Here is a 21798-nt window from a genome sequence, read left to right as displayed (position 1 = left end):
CTATACAGGTTCATTTTTTAAGAATCTACACTCTTCAAATAACTTTTTCATGAAAAAGAAACTGAGTATAAAAAGCTATTTCGATTCTCGTTCTCAAACCTTGATGGTGCCTAGACTATTCACTGGTACGTTTTTTCATCTTTTGATTAAGCCAGAAACCACTCAAAATCGTAAAAATCGGTGCTAAGATCGAGAAGAAAGTAAATGGTAGATATTGTAATGCGCTGACTTTCATCGTGCCCATAATAAAGGTACCACTAACTCCCCACGGAACGAGTGAATTAACGGTTGCTCCAGCATCTGCCAAAGTTCTGGTAAGATACTTTTTATTAACGCCCGCACGATCGAACGATCGCTTAAAGGTTTCGCCTGGTAAAATGATCGACAAGTACTGTTCGCCTACGATCAAATTGATCCCGATACAGCTTAATGCTGTAAAGCCAACCAAGCGAGAAGGCCGATCCATTTTTTCTCGCAATTCCTGAACAATCGTTTCCACAATCGTATATTTGATCAATAAGCCACCCAAAGCTAAAGCTAGAAGAATCAAGCTTGCTGAACCAAGCATACTAACAATTCCCCCTCTTGAAAGCAATTCATTGATTTTAGGGTCTGCTGTATGGGCAACATAGCCGTTCATTAAAATATTAGCTACTTTTGACATCGTTAAATGTGGTTGATTGATGAAGGAAAGAACAATCGCAGCAGTTGAACCAACTAGTAGTGTTGGAATCGCTGGAATTTTTTTAATCGCTCCACCAAACAAGATCACTAATGGGATCAACGTCCATGGAGAGATCCAGAAACCTGCTTTCATGTTTTGGATCATATCCGTGATCGCATGTAGATCCGCTGTGTGACTTCCATTCCCAAGAAAAACATAAAATAACATAGAAATTAAAAATGCCGGCAAATCAGTGTAACGCATTTGAGCGATATGCTCAAATAAATTTACTTCTCCTATCCCTGCCGCCAGGTTCGTAGTATCAGATAACGGCGAACAATTATTTCCTAAAAAAGCCCCCGAAACAACTGCTCCTGTCGTCATCGCATCACTAAAACCTAAAATATGACCGATTCCTAAAAAAGCAATACCGATCGTTGAAATCGTTGTAAATGAGCTTCCCACCGTAATCCCGACGATTGCACAAACAAGAAAAGCAGTCGGTAAGAAAAAGCGAACCGAGATCAATTGGAAACCATAAACCATGATCGTTGGAATCGTTCCAGATAAAATCCACGAAGCTACCAAAACACCAATCAATAGAAAAATCAAAATTGGGATGATCCCTGGAGTAATTCCTTTGACAATCCCATCATGAATCTCATCCCATGAGAAACCTCTAAATCGTCCATAAAATAACAAACACATGAAAGCAATTAGTATAGGAATATGCGGAGACAATTGAAATCCAATAATCAGTATTCCTAATATCGCCAACAATATGAATAAAACTGCCATACTTTCTTTCACAGATATTTTTTTATTCATCGTATCTTCTCCTATTTTTTTACAAAAAAAGCCCTACCTAAAAAAAAGCGTTCTTTTGGTAGGACAACTGGTCATAGCATCATTTTTTTGTTTTAGCGGATAGACGATGCTAATGACGATTATTTTCTCAAATCCGCTGAACCTTATGATTAGCGTTATTTTCGCAAAGGTTCCCTGATTAAAAAGCATACATTTGGCAAACCATGCTGTAACAGACATGAGCAACTTCTGGAACACCGTTTGTTAGGAATAAGGGACTGTGACAAGATTTTTGTCATAGCCCCCTTCCCTATTTACATTTTTTACTTGCTTCTTATTTATTCTATTCTTTTAAACTCTTTTCTACTTCGCTTCCCCAAGAATCATTTTTAAAACGATTGATAATCAAAGGAATGACAAACATAACGATTGCAATAACTGCTACCAATAATGCATCCGTCAAGGTAGATGTTCCTAAAGTGGATACAACTACTGCAATGATAGAGAAAATCAACATGCAGCTAACTACCCAAGCCATTCCATTTCCTTTTTTACCAATTCGATAAGGACGTTCTAAATCTGGATGGCTTTTTCTCATTTTGATCAATGAAACAGCAATCAAAATATAGACGATACAATAAATAACAGTTGTAGCATTTGTTAATGTTAAGAATACAGCACTGACGTCATCCATTACGCCGTAAAGTAAAGCGAATAATGAAATAACGATTGATTGAGTTAATACGACATTACGAGAAACACCATATTCATTTTCTTTATGGAATCCAAATTTAGGTGGTAAGAAACCTTCACGTGCTACTTGGATAATCGTTTTAGATGGTCCAGTTACCCATGCAGATAATTGAAGTAACACACCGATAAACACCATAAAGCTGAAGATGTTCCCGATAATTGTTGGTAAGCCAAGGATTTGGCAATAAATCAAGATTGGTTGCGTAATGTTTGCTAATTCCATTTTTCCATTTGGTACAACATTGGCAACTAACATTGCATTGATCACGTTCAATAAAACAAGACCAATCAACGCAATAAAGACCCCTTTAGTGTAGTTTTTCGTTGCATCTTTTAAACGAGGCATGTAAACAGAACTCATTTCGATACCAACAAAAATAAATGTGATACCTGCAAGATATTTCAATGATTCACTATGTTGTAAATCTGGGAAAGCTTTTGACCAAGAAAAATCTCCTAAGTAACCATTAGATACTAGACCCACTTTGAATGCGGCGAATAAACCAAGGACAAACATGATAACCACTGGGATATACACACCTAACCAAACGCCGATGTTCCCACCAACTTTGGCCATATCAAATTTCAAGTTCAAAATTGTAATGATCCAATAAATAACTAAAATACAACCTAATACAAATAAATGATTATTGCCTAATTCTACGTTCCCGAATGTATTTCCTAATAATGGACCTAATGTTGATGCAACCATAACCATCCCTGGGAACATTTGAACCCAAAGCAACCAGGCAACAACAAATCCCCATTTACTTCCTAAGGCAGTTTTGACCCATAATTGTGGTCCACCTTCTTGTGGAAGCATCGTAGAAAGCTCACCAGAAACCATCGAAATAGGACCGGCAAAAAACAGTACGGCAAAAATTGAATAAAAAATCAATGTCCAACCAACGGCTGCTAAAGTCGGAATACTCCGAACTGTCGCACACAAAGCCATCGTCAGACCGACAAAGGTCCCAAGACCCATTTTACTTACTTGTGATTTACTCACTGTTGACACGCTCCTTGTTTTTTTTGAATAAAAAAACGTTGTCTTCAAAGTAATCCCAAGTCGCAAGACAAAAGCCAAGAGGTTGTTCCCCACAACTTTTTTAGTATAAAAACGATGCTTAGTGACTGGATTTTATTAGTTATTATTTGCTAAAAAAGAAAAATCTGAAATAGTCTTGTGTTCCATTCGCTGTATTTGTATTGAAGCTTTTCGATCTTTCTCTTCATTCATACCAAATACCTAAAAGAGCGCAAGCTATTTCATTACAACCTCGGCTGTTTTGAACAGATTACTTGTATCGCTTCAAAGACAACCTGTAAAACAAAAAACACCTGAGCAGATAACAGAAGTGCTGAGCTCAGAAAAACCAGCAGAAGAATCTAAAAAATAACTTTTTGTATTTTAAAGATCCTTCAACTGTATTTTTCGATTGAGCTACCACCGTTTATTCGGTTTTATAGCATACAATAAAAGTGACTTCTACTTCTTATACTCAGAATGTTTTTTATTTTATTATTTTTCTTCGCTTGCTAGTAATTGATTTGCGTAGATTTTTTCTAATTTTTCTTGAAGAGCTGCTTTGATTTTTCCAGCATATTCTTCGAAGTTTTCTGCTTTATTCATGTATGGTGTCATTACACTTGCACGTAAAACAGTTACTTTTCCTGCACGGTTCCATTCTTCATCTGAGAAACCTAATTGGTTCACAAATTGTAATGGGCTGTTGCCATAATCTGGAATAGCAAAGTCAGTGTGTGATGTCAAGAATTCATTACCATAGATGCTACCTTTAACGTATGAAGAGTAGTCATAAACGTCATGATTCAATTTGTTCATTGCAACTAGATCGTCGTTGCCTTTTTCTTTAAATACATAGTCAACCATATTGAAATCTGGGTAAGTTAATGGATGTACTTCGATTTCTTTATCGCCGACTTTAAATGATAAATCTTGTAAGAAGTTATAGAAACGATGTGCTCCTTCGATTGAAGCTCCCATCAATTTACCATAACCAGTTACATTAAGTGGTAAGACATGATGTGCAGCCCAAACACTAGCAGCAGTTGCTCCTGCTTTTGAACCTTCTAAAATGTATGCACCAAGTAATGCTGGGATATCTGCGCCTTTTTCAAACACGTAAGTAGCAAAGTAAGAAATAACGTCGCGCATACGTACGTCTTTGATGACGATCCCACCAGCTGAGTAAGGAACATAACCCATTTTATGTGGATCAATTGTTACAGATTCTGCTTCTTCAATTGCTTTGAAGGCACTGTGTACATCTTCTAAGATATAATCTTTGTTTTCTGTAAATACATGATGTTTTGCATGAACATCTTTTAATTCTTCAAATGGAATAAAGTTATTTTCTTCGTCTAAGAAAATGGAACGACCATAACCGCCGTAAGCAGCATCAACATGCAAGTAGAAGTAAATACCATCTTTTTCTAATACTCGACGTAATGCAACGATTTTATCGATACCGTCAATGGCTCCTTCTTCTGTCGAACCAACAACACCGACTACACCCAAGATTGGTGTTTTTTCAGCTGCTAGTTGACGAACGATTTTTTCAAGTTCGTTGATATCCATTCGATAGTTGTGATCAACTGGTACAGGGATTACTTGATCTAACCCGATACCGATGATATCAGCTGCTTTTAGCCATGAGTAATGTTTCGTTTGTGGTACTAACCATTTTCCTAATTGTTGTAAATGTTTTCCGCTACGTGCAGAATGTGCTTTGATGTCATCAATTTTTTCTGGAACACTATCTAACAAGTCCATGATTTCTTTTGTAGACATGTTCATCAATTCCCAGTCACTTTTTCCTGAGACTAATTCAGGTGCAACTTCTTTCATTGCAAGTGGAAGTGATTTGATGTTACGTGCATACCAAAGACCTTCTAAGTTAGCTAAAGAACCATCAGCAACGATGTGTCCCCAGCCATCTTTATAGCCCATTAATTTCGCAAACTCTAGTCCTACTTCTTCTTCCATTTGACTTGTTGCTGGAGAAGATTCGTAAGCAACGTTGTTACCATTCCATAGCATTGCGAAATTATATGCTAGTAAAGATGGCATTAATGTTTCAGAGTTCATATGACCCCAATAACGTCCAGCTGTATGCCATGGTACTGAGTGAGTACGCATACGAGCTGAGATTTCAGATAAAACATCTTTTGTTTTATTGACTGTGTGCTCAAAACTTGCACTACTTTGTTCTTCTGGTGTAATAACTGGCATGTCTTGTGGCATGTAGTTTTGTCGCCAGCCTAAATGTTCATCTACTAAATCGTTCAACAAATCTTTATAGAGTTGGCCGTTCTCCGCTTTGTCTCCGATAAATAGTGCATTTAGGTTTAATTCATTTGACAATGATTCCATGTGAAACCCTCCTAAAAAATATTTAAATTTTGTCGAGCCCTACATTACACCTGTTTTTTATTTCTGTAAACTAAATCACAAGTGATTTTTTAATCATTTTGTAATAATTATCAATTGTGCGAATTGTTTACACATTTAAAAAAATTAAAAAAAACGAGGGAATTTACAAAAGTAAATTCCCTCGTAAAGATTGTATTAACGAGATCCCACGTCACCCTTTTAGGTTGGGTTTCAAAATTGGAATCTTGTAATAGAGTTGACCATTTTCAAGCCAAAAAATTACTAAATTCTAATCAACTACTTTGGCCAAAAAGTAATTTTTCTTACCCTTTCGAATAACCACAAACTTACCATCAAATTCCTTCGATGGATCTATGACAAAATTTAAATCGGTAACACGGTCACCGTTAATACTTATAGCTCCGTTTGAAACATCTTCACGCGCTTGGCGTTTTGATGGTTCAATTTTTGTGGAAACCAATAATTCCACGATATTTTCAGGTTTGCTTGAAATTTCAACGTTTGGCATTTTACCAAATCCTTGAGCGATCTCAGCTGCATTTAATTCTTTGATGTTTCCAGAGAACAATGCTTCTGTTATTTTTTGTGCTTCTTTCAAGTCTTCTTCACTATGAACGAATCTCGTCACTTCTTCTGCTAAACGTCGTTGTGCTTCACGTTTTTCAGGTTCAGTTTCAACTTTTTTCGCCAAATCTTCAATTTCTTCTTGTGATAAGAAAGTAAAGAATTTCAAGTATTTCACAACATCTCGGTCATCTTGGTTCAACCAGAATTGGTAGAACTCAAATGGTGATGTTTTCTCAGGATCTAACCAGATAGCGCCACCGGCAGTTTTACCAAATTTTGTCCCATCCGCTTTTAACATCAATGGGATCGTTAAACCGAATGCTTCTGCTTCTGGTCCTTCTAATTTACGGATTAAGTCTAATCCAGCTGTGATGTTCCCCCATTGATCAGCACCACCGATTTGTAGTTGAACATCATATGTTTTGTGTAAGTGTAAAAAGTCAATTGATTGCAAGATTTGGTAAGTAAATTCTGTAAATGAGATACCGACTTCCAAACGACTTGCTACGATATCTTTCGCTAACATCGTGTTAATATTGAAGTTTTTACCGTAATCACGTAAAAATTCAAGTAATGAGATTTTTGATAACCAATCATAGTTATTTACAAACGTGATGTTTGCATCTTTCCCAAATAATTTTCTCATTTGGTTAGATAAAGCATCAACATTATGTTGGACTTGTTCCATTGTTTGTAAGACACGTTCTGTCTTACGGCCACTTGGGTCTCCAATTGTACCTGTTCCGCCACCGATCAGAATGTATGGATGATGTCCTGCCAATTGAAATCTTTTCATCATCATAAATGGAATCAAATGTCCGATGTGCATAGAATCCCCAGTTGGGTCAACTCCGCAATATAGTGAAATACTCTTTTCGTCAACAAGTTCACGAAGTCTTTCTTCATTCGTTTGTTGGTTAATGGCATCACGCCAAGTTAATTCGTCGATAATATTCATGTTAAATCCCTCCGTATCATTTTATTGTGAAAGCAGGAACCTGCTATCATTCATACTAATTAAAATCAATAAAAAAAATCCCTTGGTTAACTAACCAAGGGACGAAATCTCGCGGTACCACCCATTTTATATGTTTCATTCAAAACATATCACTCAAACATTTAACGCTGTCACGTGACAAATCAATGCCAAAGGCTCCTAAAATGTAATTCGTCTTAAAGCTTGTACTAGTTCTCAGCAACCACTAGCTCTCTGAAACATTGGCTTTAATAACTACTGCGTTTTGATCATTGCCTGTTATCAAGTTAATATGTGTCTATCATAGAACGCTATTTTTTCTTTGTCAATAAAAAAGATAAAAATTTCTTTCTATACTTCTTCAACAATGGAATAAAACAGTAAAATCCGAACATTCTTTTTTTAAAATTATTTGCATCCAATTACCTAAAATAACTCATTGATCCCTTTATTTCATCCGTTTTTTCTAAGATGAATGATCCATTCAATTGCGCTCATTTGACCATCAAATGAAAATTTTAAAAATTTTTGAAGCTTAAGAAAATTTTATAAACTAGTATTTATCAACGACAAATTTACTTCTTTTATTTTATTATTTTAACGTTTTCGATCATCTAAGCGATCAAATACCTCTTTCTCTCACCCTAATTAATGTTATTATTTCCCATTCAATCGAAAGTATAAAGGCATCAATTCCTGCATACCATCTAAAATCAACTTTTCAGCATCTTTTAATTCATTCGGATAAAAATAAAGCTTACCAAGTTGGAAGGTTTTATCCTCCATTGCTTTTTTTAATTCGATTTGTTTTTGCTTATCCGTCAAATAGGTGGCTAACGGCAGGTGATCCACCAGTTCATGTTCTGGTTGCGGCCAAATATAATACTCTTCAACTGGGATGTGCTTACTCCATTCCTTTAAAACCGTTAGTAGATGATTGAAGGACGAAATACTTCCTTGGCGTTCTTCACTTTTATAATGTTGAAACATCAAATAGATTTGAAATTGTTTTTTATTTAGCAAAGTAGCTAAACAAGCATTTTCCTGTTGGCGTCCTTCACTACGGTACGCACACCAAAAATGGCTTCTGAGATTCCAACCATTCGTCCAACTTTCGATTTTTGGTTTTCTCATCTGCCATTGCAAGGGGGTTGCTTTTGCCACTTGTTCATTCATTTTTTTCCACTTTTGCCAGTGTGTTTGATACCTCACCTTAAGCTGTACTAATTCTTCAGTAGTATAACTTTCTTTTAGCTGCTTAAAGGTATACATCGAACGATCAAACAATTCATAATCACTAGTTAATAAATCCATTCCGCCACTTCTTTCTTAACGATTTCCCTATCCTACATTGTAAAGACTATCAATGAGAGAAACAATAAAAATAGCAAGAAAAGAGTGAGCATGGAATTATTTCGGTGAAAATACTCGATAATCATCTTCCTTTATCATTTAAATCTTGTTTTGCTTGTGTAATTGGTTGTCTATTAACTGGATTCTGCTTTGTTGTCCCATTTTTCTGTACTTTGTCTTTTAATTGAGCTTTTTGTCGCTGTCCATTTCCTTGTTCTGATTCCATATGCTTTTCCAGAGAGGCGATCAGCTTATCTGTATATTCTATATCTTGTTTTACCAATCCTTTAAAACTATTAATCAAAGGCATCATTTTGGCAACCAGAAGTTGTGATTGACTCTGAGTAGTGTTTTCCAGTTGAACATTCAAATTTAAAAAACGCTCTCTTTCCTTGCTCACATCTTTCTTTAACTTTTCAAGACTTTTTGTTCCTAGAAGTTTTTTCCCTAATGCTAACTTAGCTTTTTGAGCGTCAATTTCTTTTTTCAACATATATTTTTGTAACCAATTCACACCTTTTGCTAATTTTTCTTCGTTTTTGTTCATACTATCCTGCAATTTATCGATTCGTTGAGTCAAATGAACCTTCATATTTTCCTGATCTCGTGGTTCTACGTCTAATTTTTTTGCATGATTTAAATAATTTAATCGATTCATCCGTTCTTTTTTCAAATAAGAAACTCGAGCATACTGCTTCTGTCTTTGCTTATCTAACTCTAGGATCGTTTTATATGTATGTAAAAATTCCTTATCCAATAGCATGGGAATTTCCATCTTTATACTCTTTTTTTTATTTCCATTTACCTCAGTTAATTGGTAAATCTTGGCATTTTTTTTAGATACTACTTCTTGTTCAACAAGCTGATAAATTTTTTCTTTTGTTTTAACCTCTTTTGCTTTTGGTAGTATTGACATTTTTTTACTCCTTATCATTTAGTAATCGAGATATTTCGAAAACGAATGCGTTGTGCCTAAACTTAGACGAAACGTATTTGGACAAACAAAACTTTCCAAACATATTACTAATTACGTGAATCGTGTTCAGGCGTTGATCTTTGTTGTTTCTCTGGTTGGCTTTGTTGTTTCCCTGGTTGGCTTTGTGGCTGCGTAACTCCTTCTATCAGAGTATATAATTCACGTGGACCATTTGTTTTTTGTTCATCATTTATTTTTATTGTTTCATGCACTTCATTTGTTTTTTGTTCACCATTTATTTTTATTTTTTCATGCACTTCATTTGTTTCATGCACTTCATTTGTTTCTTGCTCATCATTTCTTTCCATTTCAGCTTGTACTTTATTCTGATATTCATGTAACTCCGCATTTAGTACTTGTGGGCGATGATTCTTGATATTTTCAAATCTCTGCTGTGTCTCTAAGAAATTTTTTTCGGTCGTATAAATTGAGCGAGCAAGTTCGCCTAATAGCGGTGCCACGTACGGAAATAGACTGGCTGATACTTTATTATTTAAATCTATAAAACCTTTCTTCACCATACTAAATTGTTCATTCATATTCAAATCAGAATATTCTTTCGTTATTTTATTTATCCATTTCTTCTTTATCTTTTTACTATCAACCTCCCCACTCAAACTATAGCCTTTCCCATAAAGTGATGATAGATCAGACTCCAGTTTACCTTTTATAAGCTTTTGTTCATTTTCCAATGAACGCTTCTCTTTTTCCAATGCTCCTATTTCACCTGTAAAATAACTTAAAAATCTTCTAAACGGTGAAGCTTTGATCTTATCGATTTCATCAGTCTTCTCCTTGATTAGTACTGGTATTGCATTTAACCGATCCAATTTGTTATCCATGTTGTTTTTTTCACTAGTGTAGCTAGTCAATTCTACGCCTATCTCTTCTTCCAACGACTGAATTTTTATTTTTATTTTGTCTTCATCACTCTCTAAATTGTTTTGCATACTAATTACTGACCTCATGTCTTTATTTAGTTCAAAACACTTTTGTACTTCATTTTTAGGAACAACTAATGATTCCTTGTATGAACCAAAAGAATATTCGCTCATTAGACGTAGATCTGATTTTTCGTGTTTTTTCAACAGGTTTTGTTTGTTTTGTTCAATTGACGCAATTTTAGCTTGGTCGTTAGTGACATACGCTGCTATACATTCCTTTTTATATTTCTTAAATTTATCTTCCTGTTCCATTTCTAAACTAGATACTGCCACATTTTTATTTTTGTTATTTAAATCCCCCATATCTGCTTATCTCCTTTATTACTTTAGTGTGTTAAGAATAACACGCGCGACAACTGTTATTTCTCCGACATTTTCTCAGTTTGGAAATTTTTGTTTTAAAATTGTTTATCCTTTGTTTTTTTGATTTGAAAGCATATTCTCATAAGTGTTCTGGAATAGAAAAAAACTGACTTTTGTTCCCATTTTTACTGGTTAAAAAGTCAGCTATATAAATATTTTGTTATTTATGATTCTATATTAGTTAATAAAGTTTCAAAGAAAATAGCACTAGAAGCTGCTCCGGGATCGATATGGCCAATGGCTCTTTCCCCTAGATAAGAGGCACGTCCTTTTTTAGCTACTAAATCTTTTGTATGTTCCTTCGCTTCTTCAATCACTTCTTCTGTTAATCGATTATTCTTCAAGGCTTCAGTAACAGGTAACCAGACATCTAGCATCGTTTTCTCTTCTGCTTCTGCTTTCCCTCTAGCTTGAATCCCATTTTTTCCTTCTTCAATGATTTTCCCTAATTGTTCTTGTGATGTAATCACATCAATGTCTTTTGTAGCCTTCATCATATTCATAAAGGCAGAACCATATAATGGTCCAGAAGCACCTCCAACTTTTGAGATCATTGCCATCGAAAGAACCTTGAACGTGTCACTGATCGTTTTCGGTTGTTCTTTTTGAAACGCTTCTTGATAAGCCGTCATCCCTCGCCCCATATTATTGCCATGATCGCCATCACCGATCGGCGTGTCGAGCTCACTCAGATAACTTTTATTTTCATCGATTTTCTCTGTAAAATCCGTTAACCACGCTTGAATTTCTTTGACCGTTAGTTCCATTATTCTCCCACCTTCTACCACGAAATTGTGTGAACTTCACTTTCCAATGCTTCCTGCCATTTCTTAGTTGTTAGGTCAATCATCGTCAGAGATAATCCTTGCATGTCTAAAGAAGTCATAAAATCACCGACTTTATGAAATATCACTTTGACTGCTTCTTGATCGAGTAATGATTGGACATCATTCATAAAAACAAAGAGTTCCATCAATGGCGTGCCACCCATCCCATTAACTAGCACTCCAACTTCTTTTGGTTTCTCTGGGTAGTCAGCTAAAATTTTTGTTACTAATTCTTCAGCTAATACTTTAGCAGGTTGCAACTTTTCTCTACGATAACCAGGCTCGCCATGGATCCCTACTCCGTATTCGATCTCATCTTCGGCTAATTCAAATCCTGGCTTTCCTACTTCAGGAACCGTGGCCGCACGCAATGCCACACCAATCGTCTTGATCGCTGGAACTAGTCTATCTCCTAGTTCCTTCAATTCTTGCAAGGATGCACCTTTCCTAGCGGCATCCCCTAAGATTTTATGCACAAGAACTGTTCCAGCCACTCCACGTTTTCCAGCAGTATATGTGCTATTTTCCACCGCAATGTCATCATCCACTACAACACTTTCTACTTCAATCCCTTCCATAGCCGCCATTTCTTTAGCCATGTCAAAATTGAGTACATCTCCTGTATAATTCTTGATGATCAATAAAACGCCTTTTCCTTGATCCGCTTCTTTGATAGCTATCTGAATCTGATCAGGTGTCGGCGAAGTAAAAACATCTCCTAAAACTGCAGCACTCAACATCCCAGCACCAACAAAACCTGCATGCGCTGGTTCATGACCACTTCCTCCCCCAGAAACCAAGCCAACTTGTTCTACTTGATCATTTTTTGCTACTACTCGAGAATCAGCTACTTGGTGAATCATTTCTGGATAACTTATCACTAAACCAGACAACATTTCTTCTACGATCGTACTAGGATTATTCATGATTTTTTTCATTTCACGTCCACCCTTTCTTTCCCGCATTCTGTGCTTCCGTTAGTATTTGTTGAGGATCATCCGTGATACCTGCTGTGATCGCTCCAGCAAAAGCCCCTTCAACAAGTGGCGCATCCACAAGGTAGTATTTCTTTTGTTGGTCTTCATCCAACATTTCCTTGGCCATTTCAGCGTTCAAAACCGCACTCCCGATATCCGCAAACACAAAATACATGGCGGAATCAGCTGATTGGTTGATCGCATCGATGATTTTCATCGGATCAGAACCAATTCTTCCCTCTACTCCTCCTAAGGAAAAAAGTAACACATCTTCTGATTGTTGCATCTGTTCAATCATTTCTTTGAGTCCATCCGTTAACTGTTGACTATGGGAAACAAGTAAGATACTTTTTTTCATGCCATTTCTCCTTCTTCCTTTTGTGGTCACACCAAGTTTGCGCTTTCATTCTTTTGATCATCAACTACATTCTTTTGCATAGTTCCAGTATATAATAGAATGTCCATTTTTTGGAAATGATGCGCTGTAATTGACTAGCTAATTCCAATTGCGACTTAAGAAATAAATTTTGATATACTATTTTTAAAGAAAGGAGTGATCAAATGATCATTACAACAACAAACAACGTGGAAAATAAAGAAGTAACAGCATATAAAGGCATTGTTTTTGGTGAAGTCATTACTGGAATCAACGTATTAAAAGATATCGGGGCAGGATTTCGCAATGTTTTTGGCGGACGTTCAAAAAGCTACGAGGATGAATTGCTTGCTGCACGTGAAGAGGCCTTAGCAGAAATGCAAGAGCGTGCTCGATCATTAGGTGCAGATGCAGTCATTGGGATGAAAATGGATTATGAAGTATTGGGGAGCGATAACGGAATGCTAATGGTCACCTGTAGTGGGACAGCGGTGACATTAAACTAGTTCAGACATGAGGTTGTGAAAAGAGTGTCTTGACCTGAGCGCTCACCAAGTAAAAACTGCGACGAGTAATCGCAGGAGCATTAAGGATGAAAATCTCGAAACAGCTCCTCATGTTTTGAGATTTTTTGACTTATCGCCGAAGGTCAGCTCTTTGAACGCCGTTTATTCGTTTTTAGAGATACTAGAAGAGACTGAGATAGAACTCTCACTTAAAAAATATTCCGAACCTGTTCTACCAATACACCGATTCAAAAAACAGATGGATATAAAATAAGGTGTTTCCTAAAAAATATACGTAAAAACGTTAAATTTTAGGGAACACCTATGCTCTTTTTTCCTAAATTTAATTGATTATCCAAGTAAGATACTGCTATCTAATTATTTATGTACGTTGCTCTTTTCATCAATGGATTATTTTCTATTCTACTATCTATGATTGCTGGCATTTCACCATCCGATTATCCTCTTGAAGTTCGATTCGTTTTATTGCTATTTTGCATTTGATCTTTTTTATCACCTCGGTTGTTGAGCTTTTCTACCCGCTGTTGAGCATTCTCTTTTAATTGGTTTATCTCTTGCTTTCTCACTAGAAGCTCTTCTTTAAATTTTTCATGTTTTCCTTTCCAACCTTGTACATTTCTTTCCAGGTCCTCAACCTTTTGCTCCATGATGTTTAATTTTCCACTAATTTTCAAGTTGTTCTCTTCTGTGTTTACTAACATCTCGTAGTCCCTTTGTCTTCACTTCAACAACATCGTACTCTGCTGACAGTTCACTAAGTTTCGCTTTAGGAACGTTAATTTCACTTTTCACCTGATCACAGACAGCTATATTCTTATCTAAATTCCCAGTGACCATTTTTTCTAAGTTACCCTTCTGATTAATATCTTCAATCAGTTGATTATTCGTATTTTTAATATCCTCAGTAACTGTTTTTACATCTTGTGTTAATTTAGTTTTTTCTCCTGTAAAGATGTTAAACAACTTCCGTACAAAAGGATTGTTGAAATCAGTGACGGCTTGGTTCTTAGTAACGAGATCCGTATCTAGTTTTTTTTATCTCGTATTTACCTCCCCAATAGATGTATCTACCTCACCTATTTCAGCTATTTGTTGATCGTCTTTTTGAACAGGCGATAGCTTTTGTTCTATTTGGCTAATCTTATCTTTAAATTGGGATTCAAAATTATTTACCTTTTTATCTAAATCATCAATTAGAGGATTATCGAGTTGTTCTGATGCTGCAGCCATTCTCTCCAGAGTTTTTTGCTATGCTGATTTTATATTGTTTACTTTTTTTATGTCTTTAGAAACTTTTTCTTTAATTCTTTTATTGTTCTCTAATGCATTATTGTATTGTTTTTGTGAACCTTCAAAAGCTTTTTGATTCGGTATAGTTTTCTCATCTGTAAACTTTTTTTGCTTCTTTAAAATTTCCCTTTAGAGTTTCTAACTCCTGATCGCTGTACCGTGCGGTTGATGGTACTTGAGTAACTTTTTTTATCGTGACTTTCCATATTTCATTTCACTCCTCTGTTTTTCGTACTAACATATGTAATACAAGAGTATCAGGAGTTTATTCATGTTATTTACTAATAATTTTTTTGTTTGAGAATTTTTGACGATGCCTTGCTAAGTTACTATGCCCTTGAATGTTTTTTACTATTAAGCTTCTGACCATTTTGCATGTTTAGTGAGTCCGGTTGATCCAAGTATATAGTAGCTTTTTGTTGTGCTTGATTAATCTTTTTACGGATTTTTTGAGGTTTCTTCGAGTTGTCGTTAATTAGTTTTCGGGCTTCAAGTTGTAGTGGTTCTATTCCATCCTTTAGCGTTGTCACCTTCCTTATGATTTCAGCATATACTTTCATTGCATAAGGTTTAACTGCTTTTACTTTTTCCTTTTGTACTTTATCTAACTCTTCTTTGAACATTTTTATTTCTTTTTCTAAGCCTTTTTTTACTTGTTTTGCAATTTCATCTGTAGATTCTATTGTCTTAAAACGTTCCTTAAGATTATTCGGAAAGCGTGCCTTAAGTTCTTCTGGAAAACGTTCCCCAAGTTTTTCCTGAAAGCGTTCCTCAAGTTTTGCCTCAAAGCGTTTCTTAAATTCTGCCTCCCAATCCTTAGTTTTCAAGGTTGTTTGCTGTATGGGGTTCCTTGGTTGCTCTTTTTTTCCAGTAAAAAAATTAAGCAAGCGTTTGAAGAATGACGGTTTCTCACCAACTTTACTACTTAAGCTATCTACTAGATTGTTATTTACGGGTTCTAAGGAAGATGTCTTCAATTTACTAAGCTGATTCTTTCTTTCTTTTTTTATTTCTTTTTTTATTCCTTCTTTTATTTCTTTTATTTCTTCGATTTCTTCTTCTACTTCTTCTTCGATTTCTTCTTTTATGTCTTCTTCTGTTTCTTTTTTTATTTCTTTTAGTTCCTTAATAACATCCCTATTTGGATACAAGTCTTTTATAATATTTTTTACTCTAGTCTCTGATTCCTTGATTTGTTGGTCTATTTCCTCCTTTTGCTTCCGTGCATTAGGACCAAACTCCTCAACTTCTGGATCTCGCTTACTATCGTCAATTTCACTTTTTGGTTTTGTTTTCGGTTTCTCTATAATAGGTATCTCATTATATTCTTTAATAAAAGCATCTGTCCCCTCAGCGAATTCATCTTTAAGGTCTTCATGTACTCTTTCTGTCCTCTTACTAGCTTTCGAAAAATAATTAAGACCCTCTGCCTTACTCCTTTTCTGCCATGCAGCGTCAATCTTGTCTGATAGATCTTTAAGGTTTTGTAATGCTTCATCCTTAGAAACTGGCCTTCCCATTCTTATTTCACTCCTTCGTATATTGATAAATTAAGCGTAACATGACAATAAAAACTTTATTTTTTAATAATTTCTTTGTTTGGAAATTTTTAAAAAAGTTTCATTCTTCTAGAATAAAAAGACACTTCATCGTACCCTTAAAAATTCTGCGAGATCAAACTAACGTTTTTCAAAACAAGTAGCATTTAGTATCCTCTATCTGTATTTACTCTTCAGCATTAACCAATCGTTGACTTCACCTCCGAAAGCAAACAAAAAAATCAAGAAGATCAAAAGCAATTTTTGCTTTTCCATTCTTGATTTTAATGCCAATCCTATATTTTTCTTATTTACAGATTCAAAAGATGCTCCTTCAATAACAGACCACTTTTTTCTTCAGAAATCTCTTGTATCACTTGATACGTATATCATATCTTAGTAAAACATCAGGCAAGATACCGCCACATATTAGAGAGTACAAAATTTTATTCTCTATAATGTATGTACTTCTCTGCCAATTGATTGATTCGTTTGGTTATGTACTTGTTGAGATTGCCGGTTGCGATTTTTGTTATTTTTTAACAACTTCTTATTCCAGGCATTCGTTACCAATATTCTATACTTTTGGTAATCAACAGATTTTTTCGGTGACTGATCCACTTTTTCTGAAGGTTCCTTATCTTTAAGTTCCAGCATCATCCAAAAACCCAATTGTTCTTTTATCTTTGGTTGTTGCTCCTTAATAAATTTTAAACTTTTCTTTATTTGAGCAGCTAGTTCATTATTAATCTTTGGATGTTCTTCTCCTGTTGGATATTTATTTTTCAGCTGTTTCAACTGGCTTTTTAAATCTGCCAATCCATTGTTAACATGATCAACTTCCTTTCTTGCCTTGATAAAAATTCTCTCAGCCTGCTCATTCTTTTCTGTTTCAATCCTTTTTCGCTCAATGAGTTCCTTTATTTTATTCTCAAAAGTTGTCGATAAGACACTTTTTTTGGCAGTGTACTTTTCTCTAGCTTTTATATGTTTTTTAGTAAATCGACTAAGAAATCGTTTTACTCTCGGCTGATCGCTATTAATCATTTTTTTCGTTGATTTTTCCCAATCCTTATGTATCTTCGCAATTTCTTGGATAATTTTTTTCACAGAATGACTTGCCTTATCACGCTCTTGTATCGTTAAGTCATATAATTGTTTAAAGTCACTGGAAAAGATATTTTGAACTTTCATATCTAATTCGGTGCTTTTATGGACTAAATATTGATACAAACCAGGTGCATTTAATTCTTCAATACGTACATTTTTATTTCCCAATTCAGCCGAAAGTTGATTGGTAAAGATATTTTCTCTTTCATTCAAATGTTTGCTTTTAGCATTTTGTTCCCTTCTTTCATTTGTTTGATTTACTGTTTCGATTACTGTTTGATCTATCGCTTTGCTTATCAGACGAATAAATCCTTGTTGATCTTTACTTTGTTCTTGCTTACGGTATTCGTCTATTTTTTGCAGATTTTGTGTTATACCTCCCACAGTACCTTTAACTTCTTCTAAATTCTTCTGTAAATTTTCTATTTTTTTCGTTAAAGCTTCCCTATTTACCTCTTTTGGTATATTTTCCTTTACTATTTCATAATTCTGATTTAAATCATTCAAAGTGGCTCCTATGTTTGCACACTTTTCTTTCCACCCCTCAAATATTTCATTACTAGAGAAAACTTCATTAAGGATATTCTCATTTCTTGTGTAAACTGTTTGTGCTTCTTCTATTTTAGAATTCATAGTATTAATTGTAGCTTTTTTTGTATCTAAATCTGTTCGTAATTCGGCCTGTTCCTTAGTAAAAAAATTAATGATTTTTCTAAAGAACGACTGATCAATCGCTTTAATTTTCGATTCTATTTGTTCAGCATCTGATTGTAGAGATAACTTTTCAACATAGCTATCCAAAAAATTTTTTTTGGCTTCATCACGTTCTCTTATACTATTTAAGATATTTTTAGTTTCTTCGTCTAGTTTAGATAACTTTGTATGTGCTTCTTCCTTTTTACTTTCTAACGGGCTTAATTTGTCGATAACTTCAGTTTCTACTGTCTCATAAAGAGAAGAATCTTTTTGTTTAAAAAATTCTCGTTCTTCATCTACTGATAATCTACCTTCTTGGACTATTGATTGAGTTTCTTGCTTACTTTCTGGTATCCTCGCTTCTTCATTATTAGGAGAATGTTTTATTTTTGCACGTTCTCTTTTATCTTGAATTTCTCTATTTGTTTCTTTCATAATATGTAAATCCCACTTTGCTTTTAAGTAGTCATTCTCTACTTTTCTTGCTTTATCATTATGAGGATGGGTTGAATAAGCGTCATAAATTGAGAAGAGCTGTGCTTTTAATTTTTTTTGCGCCTTCAATTCTTCACGACTATATTCCTTATCTGTTGCTTTAATTGGGTGTCTTAGCATCATTGCTAACTTTTCCTCTTCTTTTTCATGAATACGAGCTGCGTTTTTATAATTTTCTCCGTGAGGATAGGTAGCGTGACTATCCATTGTTTTATAGGCGTTCTCTACTATTTTTTTTTGCTTATCAATCTCTGCTTTTGTAAATCCTCTACCTTCTGCTATTTCTGTCATTAGATCCCCTTCTCTTATTTGATTAATAATCTGAATGTAACACAAATGTAGAGTTTTTTTAGCCAAAAATTTCTAAATAACAGATTTTTTGTTCTATGCTAATGATATTTATTCCTAGCGACTTTCTTTATTGATGAGAATCGCTGAACCAATAACTGTTTTTTATCTTTATCTCCTCATCATTAACTACAAATATTATTTTTTCCTTCATAAAAAATATCATTCGTTTGTTTTTTTGGAACAATCTTCGATGTTGAATATTTAGAATATTATTTAGCAAGTAAAAAGGATGTGATTTTTCGCCCCATCAAGCAAAAAATCACATCCATATCATGTTAGAACATCTTTTTCATTCACTTTTCCAACGATCCTTTTCAAAAACTATCTTTTAGAACAAGGATAGCCGATGAATCAGCATGAGTTTCATTCACTTTTACTTCGCCAAACGGTAGATAGCATCTGCATAAATGGCAGTTGCTCTGAAAAGGTCATCCAGACTCATAAATTCGTTGGCTTGGTGCATTGTATCTGTATAGCCTGGGAACATTGCGCCGTAAGCTACACCACGTTTCAATAGTCGGCCATAGGTTCCGCCACCAATGATTTGTTCATAGCCTTTTTCGCCTGTATGGTCTTCATAAACTTGCAATAAAGTTGCTACCAATGGATCTTCCATTGGTACATAGTGAGGTTCCATGACACGTGCGCCACGAGTAACTGTTGCTCCTTCTGCTTTCATCGTTGTTGCAATGTCATTTTCTAAGCCGTCAACGGTAACCCCTTTTGGAAAACGGAAGTTCATGTTGATATAGTTATCTTCTTCTGACCCATTTTCTTTAAAGGCAAACAATCCAGCGTTCATGGTCAATTTACCCATTTTTTCGTCTTCATGGGCAACCCCTAATTTTTCTCCATAAAAATCTTCATGGACATAGGCTGCTGCTACATGGATGAATTGTTTAGCAGAACCGATAAATTCATAATCGTCTAAGAATAATGCTAAGAATGAACCGGCATTGATCCCTGATTGAGGACTTGCACCATGTGCGCCCTTTCCGATCAATTCGATTTTCACATAGGTATTATCCGCTTCGATCGAACCACTTACTGGGTTTGCTTCAACAAAACGATAAAAAGCTTCTTCCATTTGGATCGCAGCTTCCGCACTTGGTACTTCAAGAGTCGCTGTTGCTGTTCCAGGCACCATGTTTTCACGTAAACCTGAAGTAAATGTCTTCAAGACATAATCTCCTGCGTTGTCTCCTTGGAAACGTAGTGCGAAAGAAACATTTCCTTTCTCACCATTGATGATTGGAAATTCTGCATCTGGAGAAAAGCCAAAGTCAGGTTCTTCTTCATGTTCAAAGTAGTAAGCCATGTCTGCCCAACCACTTTCTTCATCACTACCAACTACAAAACGAACTTTTTTGGATAATTCCAAGTCAAGATCTTTGATGATCTTCATGGCATAGTAAGCAGCCATGCTTGGTCCTTTATCATCACTAGAACCACGAGCAAAGATTTTCCCATCTTTGATTACTGGTTCATAAGGATCTGTATCCCAACCATCCCCTGCTGGTACTACGTCCATATGACCAAAAATACCTAAAGTTTCATCGCCTTCACCAAGATCAATATGTCCTGCATAGTTATCAACATTTTTTACGACAAACCCATCACGTTCGCCATAAGCCAACATATGTTTTAGCGCATCTCGAGGTCCAGGTCCAAAAGGTGCATCAGGAGTTACTTTTGAATCATCCCGTTCACTGTTCACACGTAAAAGATTTTTTAAATCTTCAAGTAGTTCTTCTTTACGTGCTTCTACTTCTTTTTGCCAATCGATTGTCATAAAATCAATCCTCCACTCATTAAGTCTACCTGTCCATCATACCATAAATCCTGCCAAAAAAACGTGCAAAAAAATTTGTGGTTCCTTAGCCAAACGGTATTTTATTTAAAAATACTCAGTTATAATACAAGAAAGGAGGCGGAAAAATTGTTAATAGATAGCGATTTATTACAAAAAGTAATTCAACCACGCCCAGAAAAGTCACATAAAGGAACTTTCGGTCGTACTGTCTTGATTGGCGGTAACCATCAATTTGGTGGTGCGATCATCATGAGTGCACTAGCGGCTGTACACAGTGGCGCAGGATTAACGACTGTTGCTACAGACCAGCGGAATCAAGCACCACTTCACACCCATTTACCTGAAGCAATGTGCATCGACTGGCAAGAAAAAGAACAACTGTTAGCAGTGATGGACACGGCAGACGTTCTATTGATTGGTCCAGGATTAGGGGACTCCTCATTGAGTTTAGAATTATTAGCATTCACTTTAGCACATCAAAAAAGCCATCAGTGGTTAGTGATGGACGGTTCAGCATTAACATTATTCGCTAAAGAAAATCTAACCCTCCATTTTCCCGAGCAAACCGTCATGACTCCTCATCAAATGGAATGGCAAAGAGTAAGCTCACTTAAGATCGATGAACAAACGCCTGAGAACAACCGCAAGCAGCAAGCCAAATTAGGCGCAACGATTGTTTTAAAAAGTCATCGAACCACGATCTACGGGCAACAAGAATGCTATCAAAATACTACTGGCTCTGCCGCAATGGCCACTGGAGGTACTGGTGATACATTAGCTGGTATGATCACTGGATTCTTGGCACAATTCCCTAAAAACGATGAAACAATCGCAGCAGCTGTCTACCTGCATAGTTTTATTGGGGATCAACTGGCAAAAAAACAATATGTTGTTTTACCGACACAAATCAGTCAAGCAATCCCTCAATGGATGCACTATTTTAGTCAGAAAAAAGATGGAAACAAGGAGTTCTAATG

The 21798-nt window shown here is 35.6% G+C and carries 18 protein-coding genes and 1 other annotated feature; of the genes, 2 read left to right on the top strand and 16 right to left on the bottom strand.

Features of this window, described 5'->3' with window-relative positions; translation table 11 throughout:
- Positions 1-115: 115 nt before the first annotated feature.
- From nhaC to dhaM, 10 genes are all read right to left on the bottom strand, one after another.
- Positions 116-1492: a Na+/H+ antiporter NhaC gene (gene nhaC / locus IGK21_RS01320; protein ID WP_181914775.1), complete on the bottom strand. Its 1377-nt coding sequence runs from the start codon at positions 1490-1492 to the stop codon at positions 116-118.
- 322 nt (positions 1493-1814) lie between these two features.
- Positions 1815-3233, bottom strand: coding sequence for a tyrosine-tyramine antiporter (gene tyrP / locus IGK21_RS01315; RefSeq protein ID WP_010720263.1), 1419 nt, complete (start codon positions 3231-3233; stop codon positions 1815-1817).
- Positions 3234-3746: 513 nt separating this feature from the next.
- Positions 3747-5621, bottom strand: coding sequence for a tyrosine decarboxylase (gene tdc / locus IGK21_RS01310; RefSeq protein WP_081128229.1), 1875 nt, complete (start codon positions 5619-5621; stop codon positions 3747-3749).
- 289 nt (positions 5622-5910) lie between these two features.
- Positions 5911-7167 (bottom strand): tyrosine--tRNA ligase, encoded by a 1257-nt coding sequence (gene tyrS, locus IGK21_RS01305; protein ID WP_010736915.1) that lies wholly within the window; start codon positions 7165-7167, stop codon positions 5911-5913.
- A gap of 94 nt (positions 7168-7261) precedes the next feature.
- Positions 7262-7467 (bottom strand) — a binding site (T-box leader).
- A gap of 375 nt (positions 7468-7842) precedes the next feature.
- Positions 7843-8499 (bottom strand): HI_0552 family protein, encoded by a 657-nt coding sequence (locus IGK21_RS01300; protein ID WP_034699296.1) that lies wholly within the window; start codon positions 8497-8499, stop codon positions 7843-7845.
- Positions 8500-8620: 121 nt separating this feature from the next.
- Positions 8621-9454, bottom strand: coding sequence for a hypothetical protein (locus IGK21_RS01295; RefSeq protein ID WP_181918525.1), 834 nt, complete (start codon positions 9452-9454; stop codon positions 8621-8623).
- Positions 9455-9561: 107 nt separating this feature from the next.
- Positions 9562-10761 carry a hypothetical protein gene (locus IGK21_RS01290; protein WP_034699305.1) on the bottom strand — a complete coding sequence of 400 codons (1200 nt, stop codon included), beginning with the start codon at positions 10759-10761 and terminating at the stop codon, positions 9562-9564.
- Positions 10762-10985: 224 nt separating this feature from the next.
- On the bottom strand, positions 10986-11588 hold the full coding sequence (dhaL, locus tag IGK21_RS01285) for a dihydroxyacetone kinase subunit DhaL (protein WP_010720270.1): 603 nt from the start codon (positions 11586-11588) through the stop codon (positions 10986-10988).
- 14 nt (positions 11589-11602) lie between these two features.
- Positions 11603-12586 carry a dihydroxyacetone kinase subunit DhaK gene (gene dhaK, locus IGK21_RS01280; protein ID WP_034699308.1) on the bottom strand — a complete coding sequence of 328 codons (984 nt, stop codon included), beginning with the start codon at positions 12584-12586 and terminating at the stop codon, positions 11603-11605.
- Between the two features lies 1 nt (position 12587).
- Positions 12588-12983: a dihydroxyacetone kinase phosphoryl donor subunit DhaM gene (gene dhaM / locus IGK21_RS01275; RefSeq protein ID WP_010736909.1), complete on the bottom strand. Its 396-nt coding sequence runs from the start codon at positions 12981-12983 to the stop codon at positions 12588-12590.
- A 203-nt stretch (positions 12984-13186) separates the two neighbouring features.
- Here dhaM and IGK21_RS01270 point away from each other — a divergent pair, with 203 nt between their 5' ends.
- Positions 13187-13507: a putative heavy metal-binding protein gene (locus tag IGK21_RS01270; protein ID WP_034699311.1), complete on the top strand. Its 321-nt coding sequence runs from the start codon at positions 13187-13189 to the stop codon at positions 13505-13507.
- A 458-nt stretch (positions 13508-13965) separates the two neighbouring features.
- Here the strand turns inward: IGK21_RS01270 and IGK21_RS01265 are convergent, their stop codons facing one another.
- The 6 genes from IGK21_RS01265 to pepV all read right to left on the bottom strand — a co-directional run bounded on the left by IGK21_RS01265 (position 13966) and on the right by pepV (position 20800).
- Positions 13966-14202 carry a hypothetical protein gene (locus tag IGK21_RS01265; protein WP_232622355.1) on the bottom strand — a complete coding sequence of 79 codons (237 nt, stop codon included), beginning with the start codon at positions 14200-14202 and terminating at the stop codon, positions 13966-13968.
- The gene (locus IGK21_RS01260; protein WP_232088549.1) at positions 14192-14491 is read right to left on the bottom strand and encodes a hypothetical protein; all 300 of its coding nucleotides are present in this window, start codon (positions 14489-14491) and stop codon (positions 14192-14194) included. Before IGK21_RS01260 ends, IGK21_RS01265 begins: the two co-directional genes overlap by 11 nt.
- A gap of 72 nt (positions 14492-14563) precedes the next feature.
- Positions 14564-14758: a hypothetical protein gene (locus IGK21_RS01255; RefSeq protein WP_034699314.1), complete on the bottom strand. Its 195-nt coding sequence runs from the start codon at positions 14756-14758 to the stop codon at positions 14564-14566.
- A gap of 389 nt (positions 14759-15147) precedes the next feature.
- Positions 15148-16338, bottom strand: a complete 1191-nt coding sequence (locus tag IGK21_RS01250) for a hypothetical protein (protein WP_034699317.1) — start codon at positions 16336-16338, stop codon at positions 15148-15150.
- Between the two features lie 471 nt (positions 16339-16809).
- Positions 16810-18948 (bottom strand): hypothetical protein, encoded by a 2139-nt coding sequence (locus IGK21_RS01245; protein WP_232622354.1) that lies wholly within the window; start codon positions 18946-18948, stop codon positions 16810-16812.
- A gap of 433 nt (positions 18949-19381) precedes the next feature.
- Positions 19382-20800 carry a dipeptidase PepV gene (gene pepV, locus IGK21_RS01240; RefSeq protein WP_010736907.1) on the bottom strand — a complete coding sequence of 473 codons (1419 nt, stop codon included), beginning with the start codon at positions 20798-20800 and terminating at the stop codon, positions 19382-19384.
- Positions 20801-20947: 147 nt separating this feature from the next.
- Between pepV and IGK21_RS01235 the strand changes: the two genes are divergently transcribed.
- Complete coding sequence (locus tag IGK21_RS01235) at positions 20948-21796, top strand: NAD(P)H-hydrate dehydratase (protein ID WP_034699320.1); 849 nt, start codon at positions 20948-20950, stop codon at positions 21794-21796.
- Positions 21797-21798 lie beyond the last annotated feature (2 nt).

The organism is Enterococcus sp. DIV1421a (assembly GCF_051711025.1).
Lineage (GTDB): Bacteria > Bacillota > Bacilli > Lactobacillales > Enterococcaceae > Enterococcus_B > Enterococcus_B hirae.
The sequence above is the reverse complement of the archived record's forward strand: the minus strand, read 5'-3'. Positions and strand labels throughout refer to the sequence as shown.

Coding starts and splice junctions, on each gene's coding strand:
- IGK21_RS01295 (WP_181918525.1), bottom strand. CDS start 9,454: ATGTCAATACTACCAAAAGCAAAAGAGGTTAAAACAAAAGAAAAAATT.
- IGK21_RS01255 (WP_034699314.1), bottom strand. CDS start 14,758: ATGGCTGCAGCATCAGAACAACTCGATAATCCTCTAATTGATGATTTA.
- dhaK (WP_034699308.1), bottom strand. CDS start 12,586: ATGAAAAAAATCATGAATAATCCTAGTACGATCGTAGAAGAAATGTTG.
- nhaC (WP_181914775.1), bottom strand. CDS start 1,492: ATGAATAAAAAAATATCTGTGAAAGAAAGTATGGCAGTTTTATTCATA.
- tyrS (WP_010736915.1), bottom strand. CDS start 7,167: ATGAATATTATCGACGAATTAACTTGGCGTGATGCCATTAACCAACAA.
- pepV (WP_010736907.1), bottom strand. CDS start 20,800: ATGACAATCGATTGGCAAAAAGAAGTAGAAGCACGTAAAGAAGAACTA.
- dhaM (WP_010736909.1), bottom strand. CDS start 12,983: ATGAAAAAAAGTATCTTACTTGTTTCCCATAGTCAACAGTTAACGGAT.
- IGK21_RS01270 (WP_034699311.1), top strand. CDS start 13,187: ATGATCATTACAACAACAAACAACGTGGAAAATAAAGAAGTAACAGCA.
- dhaL (WP_010720270.1), bottom strand. CDS start 11,588: ATGGAACTAACGGTCAAAGAAATTCAAGCGTGGTTAACGGATTTTACA.
- IGK21_RS01300 (WP_034699296.1), bottom strand. CDS start 8,499: ATGGATTTATTAACTAGTGATTATGAATTGTTTGATCGTTCGATGTAT.
- IGK21_RS01250 (WP_034699317.1), bottom strand. CDS start 16,338: ATGGGAAGGCCAGTTTCTAAGGATGAAGCATTACAAAACCTTAAAGAT.
- IGK21_RS01245 (WP_232622354.1), bottom strand. CDS start 18,948: ATGACAGAAATAGCAGAAGGTAGAGGATTTACAAAAGCAGAGATTGAT.
- tdc (WP_081128229.1), bottom strand. CDS start 5,621: ATGGAATCATTGTCAAATGAATTAAACCTAAATGCACTATTTATCGGA.
- IGK21_RS01290 (WP_034699305.1), bottom strand. CDS start 10,761: ATGGGGGATTTAAATAACAAAAATAAAAATGTGGCAGTATCTAGTTTA.